This is a genomic window from Dehalococcoidia bacterium (assembly GCA_003597995.1).
In the GTDB taxonomy this organism is placed as follows: domain Bacteria; phylum Chloroflexota; class Dehalococcoidia; order Dehalococcoidales; family UBA1222; genus SURF-27.
The window spans coordinates 1-25,543 of the sequence record QZJY01000003.1 but is presented as its reverse complement, the minus strand read 5'-3'; the positions used below and the strand labels follow the sequence as shown (position 1 = coordinate 25,543).

Genomic DNA, 25,543 nt, shown 5'->3' with positions numbered 1-25,543 from the left:
TTTTTTACGCTGATTTTCAATGTATGCTTGGATAACACCCTCGTCTACACCAACCGTTGAAACAAAATATCCTTCCGACCATACAGCATCTGCCCCCCATTGATAGACACAATGCGAAAGATGAATCAGTTCTATGCCTCCTCATATTATGTCCCTAAGAAAAAGATGCAGGGAGAACTTCATCCCTCGACCTTACGGTCGGGGAATTAAGTATGGAAAGTTAAAGCGAAAATATTTATTCTTAAACTGAGCGTAAATGCACCCAATGAGGCATAACTTGTACTATAATATCGGCATCTCAAGTTAAGACGAGTTGACGGAGGATACATGGATTATTTAAAGACTCTGTGCGACCTCATTTCCATCGATACCACCGTACCCCCGGGGCGAAATTATGGTAAAGCCGTGGATTACCTCGAACCACTATTCCAGCAAGTAGGTTGCAGCACGCACAAAATCAACATACTTCCCGAACACGCCGAAGGGCGCGAGGGCCGCGTCGCCCTCATCTGCCACAGGCGAGAGATGGGCAAACCCAGGCTGATTTTCTATGGCCATATAGACGTTGTTCCCGCTGAGGGCTGGGATGCGTTCAAGCCGCGTGTGGAGGAAGGACGAGTCTATGGCCGGGGTAGTGCCGACATGAAAGGCGCTATCGTCTCGCTGCTCATGGCGCTGGAAGGCTTACAGAACCGCCACCTTAAGTACGACGTTTCCATAGCCATCACCGCCGATGAAGAACTGAGCCAGGCCAGCCAGTTGCGCTACCTCGCCACCTTCCTTAACCCGGTGATAGGTGCGCGCGTCTTCTCGCTGGACTCCAATTTCGGTTTCGTATCAGTTGCCGGCCTGGGAGCCCTCCAGATGGAAATAAAGGTCAAAGGCCGCTCGGTGCACTCCGGCCTGTCCCATCTGGGTATCAATGCCGTTGAACAGTCCGTTCCCGTCCTGCAAGCCCTGCTCGAGCTCAAATCAAAGGTCTTGCAGAAAAAATCGAGAGTCGCCGTACACCCTGACACCGGCCTTAAATTCATGGAGCCCCGCCTTAATATCAATATGATACACGGCGGCCTCAAAGTGAACATAGTGCCCGACGAATGCGTCATCTCAGTTGACCGGCGGTTGGTACCCGAAGAAAAGCTGGATGATGCCGAAAAAGAGATTATGGATGCCTTGGCGGCAGTGCGCGGAGTGGACTGGCAGGTGAACAGGGTCATGAGCATCCCCACCATACCGCCCTGCGAGGACCCTATGGTGGATGAGCTCGCTGCCGTCATCCAGAAAGTTACCGGGCGCGACGGACGCTACGGCGAAATGGGCTCAGGTGACCTCAGCCCTGTGGTGAACCATGATTGGAACGGTGTCGATTTCGGCCTGGGCGTTATCCGTACCGAATGCAACATTCACGGCAAAGACGAGTTCGTTTATCGCAAGGACGTTGAGGACCTGTCCAGGATAATCGCGGAATTTCTAAGAGCGTAAATGCTCCCGCTTTCCATCGGATTATCTGAGTTTTTCGGATTACGACTGACGCCTTATGATTTGCATTCAGTCGAACAGGCAAAACTTCAGAGATGGCCTTTTAGCAGTCCAGGGTGGCAAACAGGCTGTCCCTCTATTCATACTCTTTCGGGACTGCGCATATCATAACCATGGGATGACTTGTTGATTTATTTTTGTATTGGTGCGTCTCGCCAGGCATAACAAGAGCGAAATCGCCTTTCTTCACGTCATGCTGGCGGTCTTTGCCAACCAAGACTCCGTTTCCTTCCATTATGTAATTTAAGTGTTCGAACGGATGAGCATGAAAAGGCGTGTGACCTCCGGGCTTGATGGTGAACACGCGAAATGAAAACGCAGGTGAGCCATCGGTTTTCGATATCGGAACTTGTTTATAAATCCCCTCGGCGCCTTCCATATGAGGCTTAGCTTTCGGGCATTGCTCCAGGCTTACGATTTTCATATCGGTCTCCTTCACCCTGTGGTGGGGAAGCGGGGATTTGAACCCCGACGCCTTGCGGCACAAGATCCTAAGTCTTGCTCGTCTGCCAATTCCGACACTCCCCCGCGAGTATGAGCTACCAGCCGGTATTTTATCACAGATGTTTGAGCAGGGCTATTGGCCATCTTCTACAGACAATCTGGAACTTCCCTGAAATTTGAGGTAATATTAGAAAAGGGAGTTTAACGATGCGTGATTTCAACGAGAATGATAAAAAAAAGAAACAAACAAGGATTCAACCAAAAGAAAATCTGGGGGACCTCTCCAGGGAAATACTTTCACAGTTAGAAGATAGTGTAAAAGCATCGTTGAAAGACAGCTATTTACCTTGTGCGGTTGCTTTAAAAATTGCTCAAGACGTGAATGTCCCCCAAACTGCTGTAGGAATGATGGCTGATAAGCTTGGCATTCGCATCACGAATTGCCAGATAGGATGTTTTAAAGTTGACAAGAATGTTCATGAAAATCTTGAACCCAAAAGGATAGATAATAAGGTCATCGCTACGCTTGAAACACTAAGAAATAAAAACGAACTTACCTGTGCTAACGTGTTTGAAGTGGCGCAAAAGTTAAAAATTTCCCCGATGGCGATCTCAGATATCGCGAATTCGCAGAATTTAAAAATCCATCTTTGTCAGCTAGGCTGTTTCTAAAGAATGCCATAATAAAAGGCAATACCTTAAAAGGTACTCCTTTACGGTTCGCCCTCTTTAAGATAAATTCTTCTTTATTTTTTCAAACTCCTTTTCGTCTATCTCACCTTTAGTATACCGCTCTTTAGCGATATCCAAGACGCCATTACCGTAATGCGCGGAGATTATTATCCTGGTTTTCAGTTTCTTGCTGGCGCTCAGGCGAAAAACCACCGGCCGGCCCAAACACCTGGGCTGGTTTTTAATTTATTTTTTGTTAATAAACGCCATGGCTTTCATTATCGCGTTCGTGGTGGACAAAATAGTCGCCCTGATACGCCGATAACAAAGCAGATGCGCCAAAACGGCCTACTTTACCAGCTCTTCCAGCCTTTTTATGGCGCCTTTGATATAGCTGCGCCGGGTCTCCCACTCGGTGATTACGCTATCCAGCGGGTCGAGCGGTTGATAACCCTCGGATTCAAGCTGTTTGTGCATGTTTTTGAGGCCGTTTACCACATGAGTCTGTCGGCCCAACTCTTTTTTGCTGTCCCTTAAAGCGCTTTCGTAATACTCTGCTTTCTTCATGCGTCCTCCCGATAAAATAGGCGTATACCCATTATACTACGTTCATCAAGCCCCGCCATGCGTAGATTCACGTACCATTGAAAAAATATTTTGCCTGTTGTTGACATTATACTGTCTTGGTATTAAGGTTTAATATCTTAACCTTGCTGCGAGTTGCGGAGAGGAGAAACTTTTGAAGAAGTGGCTTTTAGGCATCGTAACAGTGGTATTACTGGCAGGCTCCGGCACCAACACCTATTTTTACATCCAGCAGAATAACCGGCTCAACCAGGTGGACGAGCGCATCGCGGGGCTGCTGACCAGTATCAATAGCGTCCAGAACGGGCTGACATCGCTCCAGGGGAACGTGTCCACGCTGGGCGACAGCGTCTCAAGCCTGAGCACCAATGTCGGCACTCTCGGCGGCAAGATTACCGACCTGCAGGGCACCACTTCCGGCCTGAGCAGCGATGTTAACACGCTGAAGGGCAATATCACGACCATTAACGGGAACATAACGACTATCAACGGCAGCATAACTTCGGTCAACACGAGCGTCACGGCGCTGCAAAACAGCGTCAGCGGCATGCAGTCCAGTGTGACGGCCCTGCAAGCAAGCGCTCAGGCAGTGGCTAACGTAGTCTCCAAAGTTGAGCCGACAGTGGTGAAAATTATTTCTTCCGTGTCCGGAGGTTATTCTGGCGGAACTGGAGTAATTGTACGAAGCAACGGTTACATTTTAACTAATTATCACGTAATTAACGGCGCTCTTTCAACGACTGTAACGTTAAAAACCGGGGAATTCTTTTCTGCTTCAGTCGTCACTTTCAATGCTGGTTTAGATATAGCTATTCTGAAACTGAACTCTACTCGAACAGATTTCCCTTTTGCAACCCTTGGTTCTTCTGCTGCTGCCCAGGTGGGCGATGATGTAATAGCAATCGGCTATCCAGAGCTTTTCGAACTCCCCGGGCAAGCAACGTTCACCAAAGGCATCATCTCTGCTTTCCGCAATATGTCCGGATACAGATTCATTCAAACGGATGCCGCCATAAACCACGGCAATAGTGGTGGCCCTCTGGTCAATCTAAAGGGAGAGGTCATTGGGATAAATTCTCAAAGACTGTTTTGGGACGATTCAAGCGGTGACCCCGTTGATAATATTGGTTTCGCAATTCCCATAGATGACGCCAAGTACCTCATCCCGTAAAATACACGGCAAATGACCGATGATTGCTGAAAATGTGCGCTCCGTGCTGGCCGGGCTGCCACCCGGAGTAGAACTCGTAGCGGCAGCTAAAACGCGCACCCCCGAGGAGATTACCGAGGCCATCAAGGCTGGAGTGCGCATCATCGGTGAAAACTTTGTACAGGAAGCCGAAACGGCCCGCGCCGCCATCGGAGACAAAGTGCGCTGGCACCTCATCGGCAGCCTGCAAAAAAACAAGGTAAAAAAAGCCGTCAGGCTGTTCGACATGATTGAGACGATGGATTCACTCACGCTGGCTCAGGCCATCGACCGTGAAAGCGCTGCTGCCGGCAAAGTGATGCCAGTATTGGTCGAGGTGAACTCCGGACATGAACCCCAGAAATCAGGGGTCCTTCCCGATGATGTCGAAGCGCTTGTTAAAGAGATAGCCAAACTAGGGCATGTGAAAATTCTGGGCTTGATGACCATGGGGCCGCGCTTTGGAAACCCTGAAGATGCACGCCCTTATTTTGCCGAGACGCGCCGCATTTTCCGGAGGCTCAGGGATAGCAAAATCGCCGGCGTCGAAATGAAATACCTTTCGATGGGCATGACCAATTCATATAAAATCGCGCTCGAAGAAGGCGCCAACATAGTCAGACTGGGGAGCCGGATATTCGGGGAGTGAAGCTAGTCCAGCTTCTTCAACCCATCTGCTACTTCGTGAAGGTCGGTAAACGGCGAATGCGCCACGCCGGCTTCTTTGCAGCTCGCGCTGAGATTGTCTATGGAAAAGATATGGCTGCACAGTCTCGCCGGCGCGAAATCCGACGCCCCGTTACCGATATAGACAATGCGATACCCCTGCTTCAAAAAGTTTCTGGTATAGGCCTCTTTAAAACCGTCCTCTAGCGGCTTGCCGTCTGGTCCTTCGTACCAGGCTTCGACGCCCTCAGGTTTGAAATTGGAGCGGCCCGCCACGAACTCCACACCGTTCATTCCCAGCATCTTGAGTATCGCATCTATGTAGAACATCATCCCATTGCTCACGATGGTGAAACGAAAGTCGCGCTCGCGGCAGGTTTTGAGTAGTTCGGGTAGCCCCGGGCGGATTACCGCCTTTTGACGCACGAAATTCTCCAGCGTCTCTTTATCCGCTTTAACTCTGGAAAAAGCAGTGGCGTTGAAGTGATTGACCGTCATCTTGCCCTGCATGTATTCCTGGAAAAGCTGGCGCCAGCCGGTACCGGTGAATTCATCCAGAATCTGGAAGCTCACGTCGCCGATAGTGACTGTGCCGTCGAAATCGCACTGCACCAGTATGGGTTGGTTTCGTTTAAACGGCATGGGCGCTTTCCGGAACCGGGGGCTTGTCTTCTGAGGCGGGTGGCGCGGGGCTTCCGATTACCAGACCTTCTTTCGGCGTTTCTCCGCCTGCTTGTTCGGCTGTCTTGGGTTCAATCTTGTACAACTTGTCCGGGCTTTCGAGGTGGTCGATATACAACACGCCGTTCAGGTGGTCTATTTCGTGTTCCAGCGCCTGGGCTAAAAGCTCCTTGGCTCTTATCCTTAGAGGTTTACCCTCGATATCGAGGCATTTGATGGTTACAGAGACCGAGCGCTTGATTTTACCCTGATAACCCGGCAGGCTGAGGCAACCTTCCTCGACCTCCCTTTCACCGATACGCTTCACCACCTCGGGATTGATGATAGCGAACGGCTCTTCCTCGGGCATCCACAACACGGCCACCCGTAGCGATACGCCGATCTGAGGCGCCGCCAGCCCGGCTCCATCGGACTTTTCAAGCGTATCCATCATGTCCTCGACCAGCTCGATGACAGACTTATCTATCTTGAGCACGCGCCTGGTTTTGCGTCTCAGGACAGGGTCCGGAATCTGACGGATTATTTTAACAGCCATACTTAGATACTACCCAAACAGTAATTTAACATAGATTAGCTTTGGGCGTCCACTTTCTAATTGAATGTCAGCTTAACTGAACTGACGAAAACCGGCACTCGCCTATATTTACCTGCGGATGCCGTTATGCTACTATATTAGAGTTGACATCGGGGTGTAGCGCAGCCTGGTAGCGCACCTGAATGGGGTTCAGGTGGTCGGAGGTTCAAATCCTCTCACCCCGATTATACCAAACCCTACAACTTGCCTGAATCGCTGGCGTGAGAGCCTATAAAGTTGTATAATTATTTATATCTGGAATCGTTGAAATACAGGAGACTGAAATGTCCAAATATCATTCTACATTAAGTCGGCGGGAATTCCTCAAAACGCTTGGCCTGGGAGGTGCCGGTATTGGGGCCACCGCGCTGGGAGTTGCCGCAGCGCCAAAACTCGCCCGACCCGTGCATGACCTGGATGAAGTCATATCTTCCTCGCTGGCGGTCCCCAATAGGCCATCTTATGTCAAAGAGGTGGATAAACCCACCATCGAAGTTGACTGGACGCAGATAAAGCGCTTCGACTACAGCAACGTGATGTGGGCGACCGGGTTTCAGAAAGCCCTGGGAAGCACACAGTTTGACCTGGTCAGCAAGGCCCAGCAAGGAAACCGCCTTTTGCGTCTCAAGCAGAACAAGCCGGGATATACGCTGAAGGATGACGCCTTTGTCAATGCCAGCATTAGTGCTGCGGTATCTTTCTTGGGTCCACAGTCAAACTCAACTCCCGCTGACTTGGGGGTCCCGCGTTATGAAGGTACACCTGAAGAGAATGCCCGCATGATACGCTCCTTCATGCGCTTTCATGGTGCTGCGCAAGTCGGTTTTGTCCAACTGGATACCGACACCACCGAGAAGCTACTTTACTCCTATGACAATGGTGGCTCTACCCAAGGCCCCAAGTTGACCATCGCCGACGTTGACCAGCCATCCGAGACAAAAACAGAGCGCATCGTGCCCAAGAAAGCCCGCTGGGTCATCGTCTATACCATCCGTATGGCCGATGAGCTCATGCGGCGTGCGCCAACACAGCTAGTGGTAGCACCAACCATGTTAGGTTACAGCCTAGCAAGCAGAATTCAAGGATCGCTCCAGCTTTTCCTGCGCGGACTTGGATATATGGGAATAGGAGAAGCACGATTTAATGCTCTTGGTTCCGCTGTGGGGCTGGGTATCATGGCCGGGCTGGGCGAACACAGCCGCGCGATGCATATGATAACTCCTGAATATGGCCTGAGGCAGCGCGCCTTCAAGCTCATCACGGACCTGCCGCTGGCCCCCGGAAAACCTGTGGATTTCGGAGTCATGCGCTTCTGCCGCGTATGCAAAAAGTGCTCCGATATTTGCCCCGCCAAGGCTATCAACCCGGAGACCGAACCCTCCTGGGCGCCGAATGGCGATTATCAGCAAACCGGTATCAAGAGCTGGCATCGTATCGAACCTCTCTGCCTGACCTATATCAAGCAGGCCGGATATTCACAGGGTTGCATCCTATGCTTTGCCGTGTGCCCGCTGTCCAAAGGCAAACGCGAGACCGTCTATCAGGACCTTATTCGGCGCACTATCGCCACCACGCCAGTTTTCGACAGGGCTATCAGGAAAATGGACGACCTGCTTGGAAACGGGCAAAGAAGCGATCCCGAAACCTTCTGGGATCTCGATCTGCCTCCCTTCGGCTGGGATTAATAAAAGGAGGAAGCTTCTATGCAATTCATCCTCGGTCTTGTGGTCGGAGCTGCCCTTATGTGGCTGGCCCAATGGTTACAGCGCAAAGGAATCGCTATCAGATGGTATGAGTGGCTCGTGGCCGCTCTGGGCTTCATGATGCTCGTCTGGACGGTGAATGATTACTTCGGTTCGATAGCCGAGCATAACGAGGCCGCCTCCCGCGTCTTTTTGTGGCTGCTTGGGACACCCGCTGTCATACTGCTTGGACTGGCGGTTTTTCTGCCGTGGTGGAGAATGCGCCGGTCTAAAATAGTCGCCAAATTAACTGACGCGAAACAATAGGTCTTTGATTTACAATATTATATGCTATCTTATATCTCTTCCGCCAATGATTGGGTCACTACAGTTGAGCAGAACTTGATTGCTGGATAATGACTATGGAAGAAGGTTCAGGCTTTACCCAGTGCTTTAAGCACCTTGTCCGGGGTACAGGCGCCTTTATCCATATCGACCCATTTGCCCGTAGCGTTAAAAATAGCGCATATTATCGCCGAGTAGTTGCTGACGCACGGCTCGCCTATGCCGTGCGCGCCGTACGGGCCGGCGGCGTCATCCGACTCAATGTCCTGGACATGCAGCCGTTCGGTTTCAAAATCGAGCGTGGTGGGAAACAGGGCATCCACATAGCTGGTGCTGATTACAGCTCCCGTCGCCTTATCATAGATATCGCCGTAAAAGAGCGCCTGCCCGATTATCAGCTCGTTGCCGGACATCATCTCTTTCAAGGCGCCCTGTTTGAAAACCGTTCGTCCCGTATCTACCGCGTTCCAGAGCCCGATGATTTCCACTTCGCCGGTTTCCGTGTCGACCGCTACTTCCGCACAAGTGGCGGAGTCACCGTTGCAGTTACAGGCGCTTCCCACAGCCACACCTCCCACTGAACGGCTTCTCAGGCTCGGCGACCAGCCGTTGCCCACCCCGGCCGTCGGAGGCGCGCTGGACATCACTTCCCGGAACGAAAGCTTCCTCGTAACGTCGTTTTTAAGAAATACCTCGCTGTTTTTGGTATCCAGATGCTCGACAGTCGAATCGCGGAATGGCACCCGGGTGACGGCAAAATTTAACACCTTGGTACGCAGGTCCAAGGCGGCGTTGTAGAAAGCCGCCCCTGCCGAGGGCGTGAATGTAGAGCCAGCCTGCATACCGGCATCCAGCGTGGCGTCGGTATTGCCCCACTCTCCCACCCCTACATCTTCGTATTTCATGCCGAGGGTCTCGGCGGCGATATGACAGCAGACCGTCGCTCCACCCTCGCTGCCGCGGGCGCCCCCCATGTTAATAAGCGCCCGGCCGTCGGGAGTCATCAATATCGTAGCCCCCCGGCTTGCCCCGCTGACCGTGCCGTGGCTGTCGATATGCCCGGTGATAGCGATTCCGTGCAGCCTGCCGTCCTCCAGCGTTTTAGCCCCCGCAGCGTGATATTTGTCTTTATATCCGCTGTTTCCGCACACCCAATCGAAACACTCTTCCAGCGCCGTGCCGCCCCACACCTGGAAAGGCGGGTCCTGGTCCGGGGCATCGAAAGGCCGCATGTTCTTGCGGCGCAACTGGTATGGGTCTATCCCCAGTTTCTGTGCCAGCTTGTCCAGTGCCGCGTCGTAGTTGACGGCTCCCGGAGGGTCGTTAACACAGCGCCAGAAACCGCGCGGAGGCGAATTGGTACTCACTACTGTGACCTGGAAAGAGGCAGCAGGGCATTTGTAAGTAGTGCGCAGCCCGAAATGTACGTTGGCAATGGGGGCCGCAGCATTGCGCCCGCCGTCACCCCAGAACCTGGCATCGATAGCAGTGAGCGTGCCGTCTTTTCTGGCACCGAATTTGATCGATGATTTGACCGAAAACTGGCGCGTATTGACCAGCACGTTATCGTGGCGGCTCTCGATAAAATGTACCGGCGCGCCCCCCGCCGCTCTGGACATCACCGCGGCAATGACGGCGGCATTGGCGCTGTTTTTATCGCCGTGGCCGCAGCCTGTGAAATGCGTGAAGGCATGGACATGATTCCCCGGCATGCCCAGGGAATTAACGAAGGTGTTTTTAGCGTTGTGAATGTGCTGCGAAGGCACCCAGAAATACACGTGCTCACCCACCCACCACGCCACGGACTGATGCGGCTCGATAGTATTGTGCTGATAACTCGCGGACCACGGCTGGACCGCCTCCAGCACGATATCGGCGCTGGACATTCCAGCACTAACATCGCCGCGAGTCAGGTTGGTAACCAGACGGGTATTGGTCCCCGGAATAATGTCTGACAGGACAGCGCCATTTTTCATAGCCTCATCCGGGTCCAGTACAAAAGGAGAAACCTGATATTCCACCTTGATGAGGCGGGCGGCGCGCACAGCGGTATTCGGGTCGTCGGCCACCACCCCGGCCACTTCCTGTCCCCAGAAATAAATGGCATCCATCCATATAGGACACTCACCGTGAGTGATAACGGCCTTAACGCCAGGTTCGGCCAGAGCCCGGGAGGCATCTATGTTTTTTATCTTACCATGAGCGATATTTGCCAGCTTGAGCGCGCCGTACAGCTTCGTCACGGGGAGACGGTCACCCGCGAAATCGGCTTTGCCGGTCACGATGTACGCGCCATGCTGGTCGTGATTACCCGGGTTTCCCAAGATACTGAGCGGCGTGATGTCCGTCATATGCCGCCCGCCACCGCTTCGATAGTCTTTTTGAAATTACCGCAGGTGCAGATATGTCCGGCGAGAGCCTGGCGCACGTCTTCAACGCCGGGTTTCGCATTGACTGCTAAAAGCCCCTGGGCGGCCATGATGAACCCCGGAGTGCAAAATCCGCACTGGAAAGCCTCATTATCGTAAAATTTTTGCTGGACAGGGCTCAGCTTGATGCCATCCGAAAGCCCTTCTATGGTCTGGATTTTCATGCCTCCGCACTCCACGGCCAGCATAATGCATGAAAACATGGCAACCCCGTCGACGAGGACGGTGCAGGCCCCGCAGGCTCCCATGTCGCAGCCTACCTTAGTCCCGAAAAGCCCCAGCTTGTCCCGCAGCACAAAAGCCAGCGTCCAGTCCGGCCGTACCTGTAGCAGGTAATCGATGCCATTGATATTCAGGCCGGTAAGCTGGTCGGCTGTCAAATTGCCGGCCAGCGGATGTGCTGAAATAAAGTGGGCCTGAACTTCTTCCAGGCTGGTAAATTCCTGCCCGCAGATGGGACAAACGAAGACGCTGGTCGTGACGGCGGGGATAGTCTTCTGGCCGCATCCGGTGGTTGAGATGATGCCAAGAGAGCCGGCGGCAACTCCGCCTACAAGCAGCCCCGTATTCTTCAGAAAGTCTCTTCTGGAGATTCCGCCTGCATCTTTGATTTCTTCTGGCATAAACACTTACCACCGGATGAGAGCGATTTGGAATCCTGCATGTGTGAGCCGCTATAAATAATTATAAGGCGCGAGCATAAAAAACACAAAAGCGAGACATCCCGGAGGAAGGTCAATTACCTCTTCATGTTCACGAATTGAAGCGGGACGTCGTAATCCTGGGCGCGCAACAGCCCCATGAGTTCCTGCAGGTCGTCTATCTGCTTGCCCGTAACGCGTATCTGGTCATCCTGGATGGCAGCCTGCACTTTGAGCCCGCTGGCCTTGATGAACTTCACTATCTTCTGGGCCGTCTCCCTAGAGATGCCCTCTTTAATATTGACATCTCGCTTGGCTGTCCCATGAGCGGCCGGCTCTATCTTTTGAGGGTCGAGTATCTTCGGGTCCAGCTTGAGCCTGGTGCATTGCCCGATAAGGCTATCGGTAATGGCCTTGACCTTCATCTCCTCGCCGCTGGATATATGGATAAGCTTGTCTTTATGGTTTAAGGAGATCTCCGACACGATGTTCCTGAAATCATAGCGCGTGGCTATTTCTCTCTTTACGTTATTGATGGCATTATCAAGCGCCTGCATGTCCACGGTGCTCACGATGTCGAGTGATGGCACGCTGTCCCCTCCTGTATTTAAGATGATGTAGATTTTAACACAAAGCTGGAAAAGAGAGCCGTTCACCATGATTCCTTTTATGGAGACGGCGATGCGATGAACTATTTACTCGTTTTTCTCTCTTTTATCAGAGCCATCAGCGCCACCAGCCCGCGCATTATCTCCTCAGGCGTGGGCGGATTGCCAGGGATCTTAACGTCAACGGGCAAGACCTTGTCCGCCCCTCCCAGCACGGCATAGCTTCCTTTCAGGATGCCCACGCCGCAGGCATCGTCGCCGACGGCGACCACCAGTCCCGGCTGCGGCATGGCATCGTACGTCTTTTTCACCGCCTCCGCCATGGCGAGCGTGACCGCCCCCGTAATGGCAATGACATCGGCGTGGCGCGGCGAAGCCACGAAAGTTATACCGAAACGTTCGACATCGTAATAAGGGGTGGAAAGGTTATTGAGTTCTATCTCGGCGGCGTTGTCGCTGCCAGAGTCCAGTTCACGGATGGCCAGGCTGCGCCCCAGGGCGGCATCGATATCCCGCTTGAGCCGGATGCCGAGCGCCTCGAAATCAGCATCCTGAAGCTGGATGGCGGCGGCCTTTTTCTTCCTGAATACATTTTTGAGTAGCGTGAAGATCATGCGCATCCCTACAGGTCGTTCCCCGCGTAGGATAGATTCAAGCTCTTGTTGATCACGGGGAAATCGGCCACTATATTGCCCATAACAGCGTGCTCGATTACCGGCCAGTTGCAGAAGGAAGCTGTACGCACCTTGTAGCGTTCGATGCGCCCGTTTTTCATATAGATCCAGTGCAGGTTCTGCCCGCGTGCGGCTTCAACCATGGCCATCCCATAACCATCTCTTGCTTTACATTCCAGGTAGACAGGGCCACCCCTCATCTGGTGAGCACGTCCTGAATTAACCTGATGGAATTTTTTATCTCATCGGCCTTCACGTAAAACCGCGCCAGCACATCGCCGCTCTCTTTGACGTATTCCTCGACACGCAGTTCTCTGTAAATACCGTAGGGATGGTCGAGACGGGTATCCACTGGGGCGCCGCAGGCACGCGCTGTCGGGCCGCTCAGGTTGAGCGGTACTACCAGGTCTTTGCGGATAACTCCTGTGGTCTCGAATCGGTCAATAACCCAGCCCGAAGCGTTTATGTCTGACACAGCCTCTTCCAAGCGGCCCACAAAATCATTGGTGTAGGCCCCCAGCCCGGCCAGCCTGGACTGAGCTATATCGCGTTTCAACCCGCCCGGTATGATAATCCTCTTGGAAAAACGGGAACCTGTCAGGTGAGCGTTCTGGCGCAGCACTTCCTCCCTCAAGTTGAAAAAGGGCGCGGCTCCCAGCGGATAAGCCACGTCCAGCACCATGCCGGCCAGGTCTCCCAAGTGTGAATAAACACGCTCCAGTTCCAGCAACACTGTACGCAGTTGCCATGCCCGTAGCGGCACCGTTACTCCACATATTTCTTCAACCGCCATGGCGAAGGCCGTGGCATTGGCCGCGCTCTCATCCCCGCTTACCGCTTCGGCAATGGCTACGCACTCCGCAGGAGTTTTGCCTTCAGCCAGTTTCTCCAGCCCCCGGTGCTTGTAGAAATGACGAATCTCCAGGTTGAAGATGGTCTCGCCGATAACGCTGAAACGGAAATGCCCCGGTTCGATGATACCGGCATGCACCGGCCCGACAGGTATCTGGTAAACCCCCTCGCCGGAACACTCGCGGAAAACGTACTCATCCTTTGATGGCTTGGATAAATCCAGCGCGAGTGGCTTATTCCTGAACGATTTTAAGAGAGGATGGAAGCCGTCGGGATAGACCTCATGCAGGAAAAGTCGGCGTTTATCGAAAGCACGGTCAAACTCGATCCCGAAGCCATCGGCGATTTCACGCTCGAAATAGCAGGCGTTGGGGAAATGCTCGGCTATGGAGATTGCCCGTCTTTCTTTGAGCGCTACAACGAGCGTCATGAGTTGTGCAGCGCCGCGCCGTTCGAAGACGTAAAGCAGGTTCGCCCCTTCGCCTTCGAAGTTTTCTACCGCGAAGAGGGCGATAAGGACAACACCTTTCTCTTCTAGAGCAATCATTATGTCGAGTACTGATTTTTGGCCGACCCTCAGATAGGCAACACCGCCCTGAGCCTCCGGCATATTCCTGACAAGCAGCTCAGCTTTGAATGTCTTTTTGAGCTCGTCAATTATAGTTTGCATGTATTACATCCCCAGGGAGGTTACGATTCTGCCCAGAGTATCATTCAGCCACCCCGGCACATACAATCCGAGGATGAGCAGCATTGCCAGGGTAATTATGATTGGAAGCTTCATGCTGAGGGGCGTGTGGAACGCCGGTATCTGCCCGCCGCCGTCCTGGCTGAACATGCGGATAAAAAAGTAAGCCAGTCCGATGGCCGCCAGTAACAGAAAAAAGAGAGTAGCCACGAGCATAAAAAGCGATTCCCCCGCCAGCACTCCCAGGATATTCCATTTCGCCAGGAACACGGGGAACAGCGGAGTCCCGATGGCGGCTGCGCTCCCCAGTATCAACCCCCAGATGGCCAGCGGCTGAAGCTTAAAAGCATCCCTCGCGGCAAAATATTTATTGCTCTGGTATTGCCGGTGGAATATGCCGGCACAGAAAAAGAGTAGCGATTTCACCAGCGAGTACCCCAGCGTATAGAACAGCGCCCAGTACAGGGCTACCGGTGAACCCAGGCCGATGGCTATCAGTAAAAGCCCGGCGCTTTCCACCCCCGAAAAAGCGATGATCTTCTTGGTATTGGTGCGTTTGAGCATGCTGAAGCCGGCTACGGCGATGCTGAGCGTCCCGAAAATGGATAAGAACACCATGAGGTGCGTCCCTGTGCCTGTCGCTTGTCCTATAGCATAGAGGCGCAGTACGGCGTAGATTCCCAGGTTCAGCACAGTTCCTGAAACGACCGCCACGGCAGAAGGAGCCCGCACATAAGCCGTGGGTACCCACGTGTGAAAAGGCGCTACGCCTGCCTTGGCGGCAAATCCCAGGAACAGGAAAACGAACGCCAAAAAGAACAGGTGCGGGTCCATCCGAGACGCCGCAGCGAAAAGTGCGGTCCAGTTCAGGCTGCCGCCCGGGATGACGCTACGGCTCACGGCATAGAGGAGAATGATGCCGATAAAGGAAAAAAGCATGGTCGTCGAGGCCACGAAGACGTATTTCAGGGCGGCTATGATATTCTCCCTGGCTTTGAGTGTGACTATCAGAGCCGCCGAGAAGAGCGTGCTGAGCTCGGCGAATATCCACAGCAGCGCCAGGTTATTGGAGGCAAACGCCAGCACGGTCACCAGCTCGAGCAAACAGAAAGTGGCGTAAAAAAGCCGCAGGATGGAGCTATCAAGTTCCCCCGACCTGACCAGGTTGGGAACATAACCCCGGGCATAAACCGCCGCCAGCAGGAAAATAAGGCTGGTGATAAGTATTTCGTAAAGCGAGAGTGAGTCAATGTAAAAATATTCCCCGTGGAAAAAGTTCAGCGGTAATTTTAAAGAGGCGGCCGCCCAGATAGTCGCGCCCAGATATACCGCCGCCTGCAGGATGGCTAACAGGTTGAGGAAACGGTTGTCCTGCCCCGGTCCGCGCTTACCCAGGGCAGCGAATAAGACAACCAGCACCAAGGGCACGACAAGGTAGACCAAGGCTAAGTAGTTCTGCATCTAGTCCTCGAAACTCAACCCCAGTTGCGTCAGCTTGCGGTGGAAAGCCTCGATGCTGGAATCGATGCCGAAAGCCATAATGGTCGACAGCACGATCAGCATCAGCAGGTCGATTACAATGAGCACTTCGATTATGAACGGCATCTCGGCGATAAAAAGCCCGAAAAGCAGCACGCCGTTCTCCATGGTCAAATATCCCACAATCTTGCTGACGACCTTCTGGCGGCTGAATATCACCATCATGCCTATCAACGCCAGCGACACCCCGATCACCCCGCCCAGGAAGAATAGGCGGTCGCTGAAAAGCTGTCCCGCCACATTGGAGAATGATGTGTAAACAATAAAAAACAGCACCGCACTGAGAAATATGGAGCTGGCGGGCGTCAGGTAGCGGAACTGCAGGTCGCGCTTCACCGGCATTACGACCAGGGTGCGGCGCAGGAAAGCGGGAATTACTAAAGCCTTGATGACCAAGGTCAAGAGGGCAATGAACAGAAGACTGAGAGTTCCGTGCTGGATATACAAGATCAAGGCAATCAGCGCCAGGATAATAGACTGCATGGTATAGATGGTGAACAGTGAGCGCAGCGTACGCTGGGTGATGATAAAGGCCGCCGTTCCCAGTATAAGCACGAAAAATATTTCTATGACATCGCCGGTAAAATTCGTATTAATCATGTCAGCAACTCAAAAACTATCGTAATGAATGAGAGAAAAAGACCTAACACAACGAAATCGGGCAAGCGGAAAAAGCGTATCTTGGCCAGCAGGGATTCGAATACGCCAACCGTAATCGCCAGGATTCCCATTTTTACCATCATGGTTCCGCCTGCAAGCAGTAATGCCGGAATGCCGGTTCCCGTGGATAATCCCCAGGGGAATATGACGTTGATAAACAGCGCCATCAGTACAGTCTGCCTAACTCCGGACGAAAGCTCCGACAAAGCCAGTTTCGGGCCGCTCTGCTCCAAGATCATAGCCTCATGGATCATGGTAAGTTCCAGATGCGTTTCCGGGTTGTCCACCGGCACGCGTGCAGATTCTACGATAATAATTATGAAAAGGGATATGCCCACCAGGATCAGCGTGGGGTAGCTGAAGATTGACCCGGCCAGCAGCGAACTGAACATCTGGGGAATACTGGTCGATTTCAGCACAAAGGCCAGTGCGGCGCAGGATGTGATGGTTGCCGGCTCGATTATGGACGAGACCGTCATCTCGCGCGAGCTCCCCATGCCCCCGAAAGTGCTGCCGGCGTCCAGCCCGCCCAGCACCATGAAAAATTTGGCCGTTATCATCAGATAAAAGAAAAGTATGATGTTTCCGAACCATGCCGTCTCGGGTATGAACAGCATGGGCACAAAAAGGGAAGCTGTCAGCATAAAGGCTATCCCCAGGTACGGGCTGAGCCGCATTATGAAAGACGAGTCTGAAGAATAGACTATTTCTTTGTGAAAAAGCTTGCGCAGCTGATAATATTGCTGCAGCAGAGGGGGGCCGGGCCGGCCCTGAATCAAAGCTTTTACCTTTTTTATCAAACCGAGTAGCAAAGGCGCAAGCGCCAGCGCAAAAAGCGGGTTCAGGATAGCGTAAAGTAAGCCATTCCCGTTCATAGCCACCACCCCACGCCCAGTATGACAATGACGACAGCGATAAAGGCGTAAAGAATGAGCGCGTCCATATCCACATTATGTAAATTCGATATGTACCCGGCAATACGCATGACGAAGCGCGCCACCGGGAGATAAATGCGCTCTTCGAAAAACTTGAGTGTGATTATTTCACCGCTGCTGCGCCTGGGAATAGCCTTGAATTTGTCGCTGAATTCGCGGTGCGATATCTTTTTTGTGCGGAAGATGGTCTTGAAAACCGTAACAATTGGTTCCGAAAAGCCGGTGGCGGTGTACTCCATGCGCCCGTCTGGAGGGGAATGCCGCAGCCCCACGTCTCTGTTTTGCGCACCGGGGCTCTAACCAAACGCACCAGAATTACTGTCAGAGCTGTTATAACGGCCAGAACAATGCCGACCGGTAGCATATCGGGTATAGGCAAATCCGTTCTCACTCTGGAGATAATCTGGTGGGAAAACACTCCCAGCCCCACGCACAATGCCGCCAGTATCCCGGGCGCGAAGATCATGGCAAAGGGAACCTCCCTGGCATTCTTAGCATCCTCCGAACGCGGCCTCGCCAGAAAAATGGTCCCGAAGGCTTTTGCAAAGCATGCCGCCGCTAGCGCGCTGGTAAGGGCAAGCACCGCCAGGCCTGTAACGAGCAGCGCCTCCAGCAAGGGGCGGTTCAGAGCGAAAGAACCCAGATAAGCCTGGAAAAGCATTATCTCGCTGGCGAAGCCGTTGAGAGGAGGCAGTGCGGAGATGGCACAGGCGCCCAGAAGAAAAAGAGATGCCGTCCGGGGCATTGTTTTTACCAGGCCGCCCATTTTCTCGATGTTGCGCGTGCCGGTCACTTGGACCACGGAACCGGCGGTCATGAACAACAGACTCTTAAATATGGCATGGTTGAGTGTATGGAACAGCGCCCCGTAAAGAGAAAGAGAGGCGAGTACATCGAACCCGTTTACCACAAAGATGATGTACAAGCCCAGCCCGAGCACGATGATGCCTATGTTCTCGATGCTGTGATAAGCCAGCAGCTTCTTGATGTCGTGTTCTTTAAGCGCATAGATGACGCCCAGAACTGCCGAAATACTGCCGAAAATGAGCAGTAATATGCCCCACCACAGTTCGGGCCTGAACACATCGAGGATAAAGCGCACCAGACCGTATATGGCCACCTTGATCATCACACCCGACATCAGCGCCGATACATTTGAAGGGCTGGCGGAATGGGCGTAAGGCAGCCATTTGTGGAAGGGAATAATGCCCGCCTTGGTGCCGAAACCTACGAACAGCGAGACGAAAACCAGACCCTTACCCCACTCGGGTATCCCGGAGGCGAAACTGATGTCGAAAGAGCCGGTGAACCTGTACACCAGCAGAAAGGCCGTGAAAAGAAAGAGCGTCCCCAGCTGCGTCATGGCGAAATAGAACAGGCCGGCTTTTTGCGTCTCGGTTTTTTCTCGGTCGAACATGACCAGAAGGAAGGATGAGAGCGACATAAGTTCCCAGAAGAATAGAAACCCGAACGTGCTGGCGGAGGTTACCACCAGCATCATGGTCAGTATGAAAAAAGCCAGCAGGGCGGCAAGGATCTGTACCCGTGCCGACCCGGCGTAGTGCTCGATGTAGCTCATGGAGTAGATTACGGCGCAGGTGGAAACCACGCCGATGACGATAACGAAAAAGCTGGACAACTTATCCAGATGGAACGCAAGCGCCAGCAATGGTGTGATATGAAACAGGTTGAAATTCAGGTCAAGCGAATGCAGGATGGCATACAGAGCCGAAGCTGTCATTGCCGCTACTCCGGCCAGCAGCAGCCACAGAGCCACTTGTCTGACGAAGCGTACCGGTCGGAATAGTACAACCAGCGGCAACAGGGCAGCGCCAAGACACAGAGTCCCGCCCACCCGGAATAATGTTTGAACCACAGCCCTGAGTCCCTAACCCCTCACTGGAAAAATCAGGGAAGTCTTTGCTGGACTTCCCTTTATCATCTTAAGATTGTCGTTTCTCGGTACAAGTTAAAGATTTTAGTCCAAGTCGGTTCTCCTGTCAAACGGACTGGATAGAAATTATTCATATTCCCTCCCTGCCGAGTATTGAATGTGGTTCAATCTGCGAGTACAATGGCACAGAATCAAAAGGAGGTTTGCATGAAGAAGTACCTCGCTGAACTGGTTGGCACCATGGCTCTGGTTCTGGTGGGCTGCGGCAGCGCCGTCATCGCCGGCCAGTATATCGGTGTCCTGGGCGTGGCGCTGACGTTCGGTCTAACCATACTGGCGCTCGTATATACAATAGGACCCATCTCCGGTTGTCACATCAACCCGGCGGTAACGCTGGCCATGTGGCTGAATGGCAAAATAAATGGCAAGGACTCCGGGTATTACATCCTGTTCCAGTGTGTAGGGGCTTTTGTCGGAGCCGCCCTACTCCTGGGCATTGCCAGCGGCAATGCCAGCTACTCCATCACAGGCACGGGGCTCGGCCTGAACGGCTTCGGCGAGAGTTCCCCCGGCGGATATACTCTTCTCTCTGGTTTTTACGCCGAGGTGGTTTTCACCTTTCTTTTCGTACTCGTAGTATTAGGCTCCATTCATAAAAATGCCCCCAAAGGCTTCGCCGGTCTGGCCATTGGCTTCGCTCTGGCCTTCGTTCATCTGGTGAGCATCCCCATCACCGGCACATCGGTCAACCCGGCGCGCAGTATCGGCCCGGCGCTGGTGGCTGCCCTGCGCGAGTGGAGCGTATCGCCTCTGGCAGGTCTCTGGCTTTTCATAGTAGCCCCGCTATTGGGAGCAATTGTGGCTGCCGTTTTGTGGAAGTACATGTTCGAAGAGCGGGCGGTTGCGCCGGAGGTCATTTCCCCAGATTTGCCTGCAGGTCAATAAAAGACAGCAGACGTTCGCGGCTGATAAGCCCGACCACCTTGTTGTCCTGCACCACCGGTACTTGAGACGCGTCTTCCTCGGTCATGATGGCCAGGACTTTGGTCAGGTCGTCGGATGGGCTCACCCATTTGAGTTTCGCGAGCGGCGTCATAATCTGCGCCGCTGTCTTATCTTACGGCGGCATGACGCTCATAGCATCGTTGAGTCTGGCTTTCCTGCTCCTGCGCTACCGCGAAGCCCGCCGCAACCTGCCTGATGCCGCGGTTTGACATCTACTCCGTTTAAAAGATTTTATATTAATTTAATGTTTTCGCATTCAAATGTGATGATTTCGATATACAACTTCTGATAGAATTCTTGATTACAAGTTGCACGGGATTTCGGGAGCAATTATTGGCATATCCAATTTCAGGGCGGTTTAGGGGCGATGAGAGCGTAATAATTTGATTGCAAACAAAAACGGCAAAAAGCGCGTTTTATTGATTGACGACGAAGAGCGTATTGTTAACTTCCTTGCCTTAAAGCTGAAGGTATCGGGTTATGAGGTGTTCTGCGCCGGCGAAGGGGAAAAAGGGCTTGAGCTGGCGAAGACAGCCGAACCCGACATCATGTTGCTGGACATCATCATGCCGGGCATCGACGGTCTTGAGGTTTTGCGCAGGCTGCGCCAATTCTCGAACATGCCGGTGATAGTTCTGAGCGCCAAGGATCACATCTCTGAAGAGATACTGGAGCTAGGAGCTAACGGCTTCATGAGCAAGCCGTTCAACCCCGACGATCTGGTAGCCAAGATCAAGACGCTCCTACAGCCAGGCTGTCCCTGTAATTAGCCGGCCCAGATCCTGTGCCATTGCAAAAAAAAGGGGAGGATTTTAAAATCCTCCCCTTTGATTTATCTGGATTTGCCTGGTTTCAGGCCGCTCGGGAGAAGACGCGCCTTCTTTCACCACTGAAGGGTCTGCTTGAGGAGGTCGGTGCCCCGAAACGGCGTGTTGGGCGCTTCTCAAGTTCGATTTTAGGAGCCACAACAGCATAGTCGAAGCCGGGCAGCGTGCGCCGTTCAATCTTCTTATTTAGAATGCGTTCGACAGCTCGTACCATCTCGCCGTCTTCGGGGCTGACGAAGGTAAAGGCCTCGCCCGTCTTATCTACGCGCCCGGTGCGTCCGATGCGGTGCGTGTAGGCATCAGCCGTGTCCGGCATGTCGTAGTTGATTACGTGCGAGATGCTCAGCACGTCTATGCCGCGGGAGGCGATGTCGGTTGCCACCATAATCTTTGATCTCCCTGCGCGGAAGCTGTCGATGGCGGCCTGCCTCCTCGCCTGCGCCAGGTTGCCTTGAAGCGAGGTGACGTTGAAGCCGGCTCTCTTAAGGTGCTCGGCTACCTTCTCCGCCCTATGCTTGGTGCGCGTGAATACAACCACCGATTCCGTCTCCACCTGTCGCAACAGCTCGGTGAGAAGGGCATTTTTCAGGTGCTGCTTGACCGGGTAGAGGGCGTGCGATACGCTGGAAGCCGGGGCTGCGTGGCCTATCTGGACGGTGACCGGCTCGTGCAGGTAAGCCTGTATCAAGCCGCGCACGTCGGCCGGCATGGTGGCCGAGAATAACAGCGTCTGCCGCTTATCCGGCAGGCACTTCAAAATTTGCTTGATATCGGGCAGGAAGCCCATGTCGAACATGCGGTCGGCCTCGTCGATGACGAGGAGTTCGACGCTGGACAGGTCTATGCTGCCCTGCCAGATATGGTCCAGCAACCGTCCGGGACAGGCTACAGCGACGTCAACTCCGTCGCGCAGGTTGCGCACCTGCAGCGACATGCCGACGCCGCCGTAAAGCGATATGCCGCGGATGCCGGTTTTGCGTCCCAGCGAGGCAATGCACTCATTGGTCTGCTCGGCCAGTTCGCGCGTCGGGGAGATAACGAGAGAACGGATGTTGCCGCGCTTGTGCGCCACCAGCCTCTGCAGCATGGGCAGCACGAAGGCGGCGGTCTTGCCGGTGCCCGTCTGGGCCAGTCCGATGACATCCTTGCCCGCCAGGGCATGCGGCAGGGCCTGTGCCTGTATCGGCGTGGGAGTGGTGTAACCCGACAGCCTGACCCCGCCCATAACGCTAGGAAGCAGACCGAAGGACTCGAACGACCCGGCCGTAATGCTTTCCGGGGGCAGAGCGGACAGGGGCTCCAGCGCTTCCGTGTTTACAACAGCGCGCCGGGGATTGTTGATTTTATCGCGGCACTCCGGGCAGCGCTTGGGCTCTCTGAAAAAACCCTTGACCTTGAAAAATTCCTGTTCCTTGATACTGAAGATGAAACTCGTTCCGCAATCGGAACACTGGATAGACTTGTCCTGAAAACTCAATATGACCTCTCTCTAAAGATGATAATTTTAGTTGGAGTTCGGGTCAGTGGTGTCATGAGGAAACTCTGAGGAGATTCAACGCAGATTGCACAGCCAAAACTTGAACTAATAGCCCATTATATCACACATGCTTTGCGTTATGCAAACTTGCGTGCCTGAGGCCTGAATGCATCTCATCTCCCTCCCTGGAAGGGAGGGATTAAGGGAGAGTCTTAACGGATAGAGGAATCTTGCTCAGCCATTTATTAAGGGGATGGGCGACCGTCGTCAGACGCATTCGCCGCCTTATTAAAATTTCCTCTCCCTTGAGGGGAGAGGATTAGGTGAGGGTGATACCTTAAAATAAAGATGAGTGCCGTGGGCTATTCGTCGGAATCCTCGCGCCCGGGCGACTTCCGGTCGCGCAGGCGTATGGTCTCGGTAAGAATCTTCTTGCGCAGGCGGATATTTTGGGGCGTGACCTCGACCAGCTCGTCTTTATTGATGAAATCGATGGACTGCTCCAGGCTCATGATGATGGGCGGCGTCAGCTTGACCGCTATGTCGGAGGTCGAGGAGCGTATGTTGGTCTTCTTCTTTTCCTTGCACACGTTCATGGCGATGTCAGTGGTGCGCGGATTGGTGCCGATTATCATGCCTTCGTACACCTGCGTACCAGGCCCGACGAATGTAAGGCCGCGCCCCTGGGCGTTGTTCAGCCCGTAAGCGACCGCTTCCCCCTGCTCGGAGGAGACGATCACGCCCTGCCTGGGAGAGACAATATCTTTTCTCCACGGCTCGTATCCCGTGAAAATGCTGTTCATGACGCCCTCGCCGCGCGTGGCGGTGATGAAGGCGCTGCGAAAGCCTATAAGCCCCTTGGTGGGGATGCGGAACTCCAGGTGCACGTTGTTCTGGCCGTCGTTGTGCATGTCGCGCATCTCGGCCTGGCGCTTGCCCAGCATCTCGGTGACCGCGCCGATATATTCGGAGCGGATGTCTATGCTTAAAAGCTCCACCGGCTCCATCAGCTTGCCGTCGATGGTCTTGGTGATGGCCTCGGGTTTGGACACCTGGAACTCGAAGCCCTCGCGGCGCATGGTCTCGATGAGCACAGCCAGGTGCAGCTCGCCGCGCCCCTTGATGAGGAACGTGTCCGGTGAATCGGTGTCGCTCACGCGCAGGCTCAGGTTGACCTCGAGTTCCTTGTAGAGCCGCTCGCGCAGTTGTCTGGTCGTGGAAAACTTGCCCTCGCGCCCGGAGAACGGAGATGTGTTCACGGCGATGGTCATTTCCACCGTGGGCTCGCCGATCTCGATGCGCGGCAGGGCTTCGGGTTTATCCGGGCTGGCGAGGGTGTCGCCGATGTTGGCCTCTGAGACCCCCGTCACCGCCACGATATCGCCGGCATCGGCCTCGTTCACCTCGATGCGCTTTAAACCCATGTAAGTGAGCACCTCGGCGATTTCGAACGACCTCTGGCTGCCGTCGGCATAGAGGCAGACGGCGCGGTTCTTGGGCGCGATCTTGCCGCGGAATATTCTGCCGATGCAAATTTTGCCCTTGTGCGTGTCGTAGTCCAGGTTGGAAATCAGCATCTGGAAAGGGCCTTCCTCGATGCGCGGCGGCGGAATCTTGTCGATGATGGTCTCGAACAGGGCGCTGGCGTCCGTGCCGGCGCTTAGGTACGGCTTGGTGACCACGATGCCCTGCCGGCCGCTGGCGTACAGCACCGGGAAATCGAGCTGGTCCTCGGTGGTGGCCAGCTCCATGAAGAGGTCCTGAGTCAGCTTGAAGACCTCGTCAATGCGGGCGTTCTCGCGGTCTATCTTGTTGATGACCACGATGGGCTTGAGGCCGTTCTTGAGCGCCTGTTTCAGCACGTACTTGGTCTGCGGCATGGGGCCTTCCACCGCGTCCACCATGAGGAGGCAGCCGTCCGCCATGCTGATGACGCGTTCTACCTCGCCGCTGAAGTCGGCGTGTCCGGGGGTGTCGATGATGTTTATCTTGACGCCTTTATACGTCACCGCCGTATTCTTGGCCATGATGGTGATGCCGCGCTCGCGCTCCTGGGGATTGGAGTCCATGATGCAGTCGGTCACCGCCTGGTTCTCGCGGAAGATGTGGCTCTGCTTCAAGAGGGCGTCCACCATGGTGGTCTTGCCGTGGTCCACGTGGGCGATGATGGCGATATTCCTTATGTCATTTCGATATTTCATTTAGCTTGAAAACCTGCCTTTGTAAAACTTAGCCTGCTGACGGCACAATTATCTAATGGGCATAATGGAGTGATTGAAAGATAAACTGAGTGCCGGAACGGTCAGGCGCTCTGCCGCGAGGCAGAGGCTGGACGAGGTGTTACCTGAATCTGAAACGGTGTAGATAGTTCACTTGTATCAATTACTCTTTATGTAATTATACGTGAGCGGGGGCAATCCTGCAAACCTGTTGTCATGCTGGATGCCATGATGGATGGCCGAAGCATCTGGGGTGGGGTATCTTCTCGCCCTCGACGGGAGAGATAAGAGTGAGGGTGAGAGCCGGAAAGTCTACCCCTCACCCATTCGGCTTCGCTCAGGGCAGGCTCTTAGTCCTCTCCCCCAAGGGGCGAGGAAAATGAGCTGCTCCGATTCGTTTTCGTTTTTTGGAGGGGCCTCTTTTCGGGAAACGAAGATTTAACATTTAGCCATCTATGACGCCTGGACGTCGAACACTTGAAACGACGATTCGTTTCGAATTTAGCCTTGATTCGTTTCCTGAGCCTCACGCATGATCTCGTCGTTGCTGATGTTTCGTTCCTCGGCCCAGGCAGCGAACTCCCGGTCGAAATCGGCGGTCAGGGGTATTGGTTCCGCTTTTTCAGGCACGGGGTGGAACGAATGGGATTCCAATAGACCCTTTCTTTCGAGTTCGAGCAGGTCCTCCATCAGCCACTTGTAAATGACGAGCCGGCTA

The 25,543-nt window shown here is 53.7% G+C and carries 24 protein-coding genes, 2 tRNA genes and 2 pseudogenes; 9 read left to right on the top strand and 19 right to left on the bottom strand.

Annotated elements, in window-relative coordinates; translation table 11 throughout:
- The coding region (locus C4542_00445) for an IS200/IS605 family transposase (protein RJO63193.1) at window positions 1-135 on the bottom strand (135 nt) is incomplete at its 3' end.
- 192 nt (window positions 136-327) lie between these two features.
- Here C4542_00445 and C4542_00440 point away from each other — a divergent pair.
- On the top strand, window positions 328-1,482 hold the full coding sequence (locus C4542_00440) for a M20/M25/M40 family metallo-hydrolase (protein ID RJO63190.1): 1,155 nt from the start codon (window positions 328-330) through the stop codon (window positions 1,480-1,482).
- Between the two features lie 133 nt (window positions 1,483-1,615).
- On the opposite strand, the gene C4542_00435 is transcribed toward C4542_00440, so the two are convergent.
- Both C4542_00435 and C4542_00430 read right to left on the bottom strand, forming a co-directional pair.
- Window positions 1,616-1,963, bottom strand: a complete 348-nt coding sequence (locus C4542_00435) for a cupin domain-containing protein (protein ID RJO63189.1) — start codon at window positions 1,961-1,963, stop codon at window positions 1,616-1,618.
- A gap of 19 nt (window positions 1,964-1,982) precedes the next feature.
- A tRNA-Leu gene (locus C4542_00430) sits at window positions 1,983-2,067 on the bottom strand.
- A 123-nt stretch (window positions 2,068-2,190) separates the two neighbouring features.
- Between C4542_00430 and C4542_00425 the strand changes: the two genes are divergently transcribed.
- Entirely contained in the window at window positions 2,191-2,655 is a 465-nt protein-coding gene (locus C4542_00425) for a hypothetical protein (protein RJO63188.1), read from the top strand.
- A gap of 348 nt (window positions 2,656-3,003) precedes the next feature.
- Here C4542_00425 and C4542_00420 read toward each other — a convergent pair whose 3' ends face one another.
- Window positions 3,004-3,222 (bottom strand): hypothetical protein, encoded by a 219-nt coding sequence (locus C4542_00420; GenBank protein ID RJO63187.1) that lies wholly within the window; start codon window positions 3,220-3,222, stop codon window positions 3,004-3,006.
- A gap of 172 nt (window positions 3,223-3,394) precedes the next feature.
- Between C4542_00420 and C4542_00415 the strand changes: the two genes are divergently transcribed.
- Window positions 3,395-4,411, top strand: coding sequence for a hypothetical protein (locus C4542_00415; GenBank protein RJO63186.1), 1,017 nt, complete (start codon window positions 3,395-3,397; stop codon window positions 4,409-4,411).
- Window positions 4,412-4,430: 19 nt separating this feature from the next.
- Window positions 4,431-5,078 carry a YggS family pyridoxal phosphate-dependent enzyme gene (locus C4542_00410; protein ID RJO63185.1) on the top strand — a complete coding sequence of 216 codons (648 nt, stop codon included), beginning with the start codon at window positions 4,431-4,433 and terminating at the stop codon, window positions 5,076-5,078.
- A gap of 2 nt (window positions 5,079-5,080) precedes the next feature.
- Here C4542_00410 and C4542_00405 read toward each other — a convergent pair whose 3' ends face one another.
- Window positions 5,081-5,737 (bottom strand): 2,3-diketo-5-methylthio-1-phosphopentane phosphatase, encoded by a 657-nt coding sequence (locus C4542_00405; GenBank protein ID RJO63184.1) that lies wholly within the window; start codon window positions 5,735-5,737, stop codon window positions 5,081-5,083.
- Window positions 5,727-6,311, bottom strand: coding sequence for a peptide deformylase (gene def / locus C4542_00400; GenBank protein RJO63183.1), 585 nt, complete (start codon window positions 6,309-6,311; stop codon window positions 5,727-5,729). The genes C4542_00405 and def overlap by 11 nt, the downstream gene beginning before the upstream one ends.
- 150 nt (window positions 6,312-6,461) lie before the next feature.
- Between def and C4542_00395 the strand changes: the two genes are divergently transcribed.
- From C4542_00395 to C4542_00385, 3 genes are all read left to right on the top strand, one after another.
- Window positions 6,462-6,535: transfer RNA gene (locus C4542_00395), tRNA-Pro, on the top strand.
- Between the two features lie 99 nt (window positions 6,536-6,634).
- On the top strand, window positions 6,635-8,035 hold the full coding sequence (locus tag C4542_00390) for a reductive dehalogenase (protein RJO63182.1): 1,401 nt from the start codon (window positions 6,635-6,637) through the stop codon (window positions 8,033-8,035).
- Window positions 8,036-8,053: 18 nt separating this feature from the next.
- Window positions 8,054-8,359 carry a dehalogenase gene (locus tag C4542_00385; protein ID RJO63181.1) on the top strand — a complete coding sequence of 102 codons (306 nt, stop codon included), beginning with the start codon at window positions 8,054-8,056 and terminating at the stop codon, window positions 8,357-8,359.
- A gap of 107 nt (window positions 8,360-8,466) precedes the next feature.
- Here the strand turns inward: C4542_00385 and C4542_00380 are convergent, their stop codons facing one another.
- The 9 genes and pseudogenes from C4542_00380 to C4542_00340 all read right to left on the bottom strand — a co-directional run bounded on the left by C4542_00380 (window position 8,467) and on the right by C4542_00340 (window position 19,144).
- The gene (locus C4542_00380) at window positions 8,467-10,728 is read right to left on the bottom strand and encodes a xanthine dehydrogenase family protein molybdopterin-binding subunit (protein RJO63180.1); all 2,262 of its coding nucleotides are present in this window, start codon (window positions 10,726-10,728) and stop codon (window positions 8,467-8,469) included.
- Window positions 10,725-11,429 carry a twin-arginine translocation signal domain-containing protein gene (locus C4542_00375; protein RJO63192.1) on the bottom strand — a complete coding sequence of 235 codons (705 nt, stop codon included), beginning with the start codon at window positions 11,427-11,429 and terminating at the stop codon, window positions 10,725-10,727. Before C4542_00375 ends, C4542_00380 begins: the two co-directional genes overlap by 4 nt.
- 116 nt (window positions 11,430-11,545) lie before the next feature.
- Window positions 11,546-12,037 (bottom strand): YajQ family cyclic di-GMP-binding protein, encoded by a 492-nt coding sequence (locus C4542_00370; GenBank protein RJO63191.1) that lies wholly within the window; start codon window positions 12,035-12,037, stop codon window positions 11,546-11,548.
- Between the two features lie 101 nt (window positions 12,038-12,138).
- On the bottom strand, window positions 12,139-12,675 hold the full coding sequence (nuoB, locus tag C4542_00365) for an NADH-quinone oxidoreductase subunit NuoB (protein ID RJO63179.1): 537 nt from the start codon (window positions 12,673-12,675) through the stop codon (window positions 12,139-12,141).
- Between the two features lie 2 nt (window positions 12,676-12,677).
- Window positions 12,678-14,251: pseudogene (locus C4542_00360) on the bottom strand (hydrogenase large subunit).
- Between the two features lie 3 nt (window positions 14,252-14,254).
- Window positions 14,255-15,730 (bottom strand): hydrogenase membrane subunit, encoded by a 1,476-nt coding sequence (locus C4542_00355; protein RJO63178.1) that lies wholly within the window; start codon window positions 15,728-15,730, stop codon window positions 14,255-14,257.
- Window positions 15,731-16,408 carry a hydrogenase subunit gene (locus C4542_00350; GenBank protein ID RJO63177.1) on the bottom strand — a complete coding sequence of 226 codons (678 nt, stop codon included), beginning with the start codon at window positions 16,406-16,408 and terminating at the stop codon, window positions 15,731-15,733.
- On the bottom strand, window positions 16,405-17,343 hold the full coding sequence (locus tag C4542_00345) for a hydrogenase (GenBank protein RJO63176.1): 939 nt from the start codon (window positions 17,341-17,343) through the stop codon (window positions 16,405-16,407). Before C4542_00345 ends, C4542_00350 begins: the two co-directional genes overlap by 4 nt.
- Window positions 17,340-19,144 (bottom strand): annotated as a pseudogene (locus tag C4542_00340) (hydrogenase membrane subunit). The gene C4542_00345 and the pseudogene C4542_00340 overlap by 4 nt, the downstream one beginning before the upstream one ends.
- Window positions 19,145-19,504: 360 nt before the next feature.
- On the opposite strand from C4542_00340, the gene C4542_00335 reads away from it, so the two are divergent.
- Entirely contained in the window at window positions 19,505-20,242 is a 738-nt protein-coding gene (locus tag C4542_00335) for an aquaporin Z (GenBank protein RJO63175.1), read from the top strand.
- Here the strand turns inward: C4542_00335 and C4542_00330 are convergent.
- The gene (locus C4542_00330) at window positions 20,211-20,393 is read right to left on the bottom strand and encodes a CBS domain-containing protein (GenBank protein RJO63174.1); all 183 of its coding nucleotides are present in this window, start codon (window positions 20,391-20,393) and stop codon (window positions 20,211-20,213) included. The genes C4542_00335 and C4542_00330 overlap by 32 nt on opposite strands.
- Before the next feature lie 292 nt (window positions 20,394-20,685).
- Here C4542_00330 and C4542_00325 point away from each other — a divergent pair, with 292 nt between their 5' ends.
- Window positions 20,686-21,072: a response regulator gene (locus C4542_00325; GenBank protein RJO63173.1), complete on the top strand. Its 387-nt coding sequence runs from the start codon at window positions 20,686-20,688 to the stop codon at window positions 21,070-21,072.
- An 82-nt stretch (window positions 21,073-21,154) separates the two neighbouring features.
- Here C4542_00325 and C4542_00320 read toward each other — a convergent pair whose 3' ends face one another.
- The 3 genes from C4542_00320 to C4542_00310 form a co-directional block, all read right to left on the bottom strand.
- Complete coding sequence (locus C4542_00320; protein ID RJO63172.1) at window positions 21,155-22,606, bottom strand: DEAD/DEAH box helicase; 1,452 nt, start codon at window positions 22,604-22,606, stop codon at window positions 21,155-21,157.
- Window positions 22,607-22,968: 362 nt separating this feature from the next.
- Window positions 22,969-24,807: a translational GTPase TypA gene (gene typA, locus C4542_00315; protein ID RJO63171.1), complete on the bottom strand. Its 1,839-nt coding sequence runs from the start codon at window positions 24,805-24,807 to the stop codon at window positions 22,969-22,971.
- Between the two features lie 519 nt (window positions 24,808-25,326).
- Window positions 25,327-25,543: hypothetical protein (locus C4542_00310; protein RJO63170.1), on the bottom strand; the 217-nt coding region annotated here is incomplete at its 5' end.

Bases quoted from the DNA above. Each gene is read 5' to 3' on its own strand.
- C4542_00355 (RJO63178.1), bottom strand. From the start codon at position 15,730: ATGCAGAACTACTTAGCCTTGGTCTACCTTGTCGTGCCCTTGGTGCTG.
- C4542_00435 (RJO63189.1), bottom strand. From the start codon at position 1,963: ATGAAAATCGTAAGCCTGGAGCAATGCCCGAAAGCTAAGCCTCATATG.
- C4542_00350 (RJO63177.1), bottom strand. From the start codon at position 16,408: ATGATTAATACGAATTTTACCGGCGATGTCATAGAAATATTTTTCGTG.
- C4542_00405 (RJO63184.1), bottom strand. From the start codon at position 5,737: ATGCCGTTTAAACGAAACCAACCCATACTGGTGCAGTGCGATTTCGAC.
- C4542_00420 (RJO63187.1), bottom strand. From the start codon at position 3,222: ATGAAGAAAGCAGAGTATTACGAAAGCGCTTTAAGGGACAGCAAAAAA.
- typA (RJO63171.1), bottom strand. From the start codon at position 24,807: ATGAAATATCGAAATGACATAAGGAATATCGCCATCATCGCCCACGTG.
- C4542_00380 (RJO63180.1), bottom strand. From the start codon at position 10,728: ATGACGGACATCACGCCGCTCAGTATCTTGGGAAACCCGGGTAATCAC.
- C4542_00330 (RJO63174.1), bottom strand. From the start codon at position 20,393: ATGACGCCGCTCGCGAAACTCAAATGGGTGAGCCCATCCGACGACCTG.
- nuoB (RJO63179.1), bottom strand. From the start codon at position 12,675: ATGCGCATGATCTTCACGCTACTCAAAAATGTATTCAGGAAGAAAAAG.
- C4542_00425 (RJO63188.1), top strand. From the start codon at position 2,191: ATGCGTGATTTCAACGAGAATGATAAAAAAAAGAAACAAACAAGGATT.
- C4542_00410 (RJO63185.1), top strand. From the start codon at position 4,431: ATGATTGCTGAAAATGTGCGCTCCGTGCTGGCCGGGCTGCCACCCGGA.
- C4542_00345 (RJO63176.1), bottom strand. From the start codon at position 17,343: ATGAACGGGAATGGCTTACTTTACGCTATCCTGAACCCGCTTTTTGCG.
- C4542_00390 (RJO63182.1), top strand. From the start codon at position 6,635: ATGTCCAAATATCATTCTACATTAAGTCGGCGGGAATTCCTCAAAACG.
- def (RJO63183.1), bottom strand. From the start codon at position 6,311: ATGGCTGTTAAAATAATCCGTCAGATTCCGGACCCTGTCCTGAGACGC.
- C4542_00375 (RJO63192.1), bottom strand. From the start codon at position 11,429: ATGCCAGAAGAAATCAAAGATGCAGGCGGAATCTCCAGAAGAGACTTT.
- C4542_00335 (RJO63175.1), top strand. From the start codon at position 19,505: ATGAAGAAGTACCTCGCTGAACTGGTTGGCACCATGGCTCTGGTTCTG.
- C4542_00385 (RJO63181.1), top strand. From the start codon at position 8,054: ATGCAATTCATCCTCGGTCTTGTGGTCGGAGCTGCCCTTATGTGGCTG.
- C4542_00440 (RJO63190.1), top strand. From the start codon at position 328: ATGGATTATTTAAAGACTCTGTGCGACCTCATTTCCATCGATACCACC.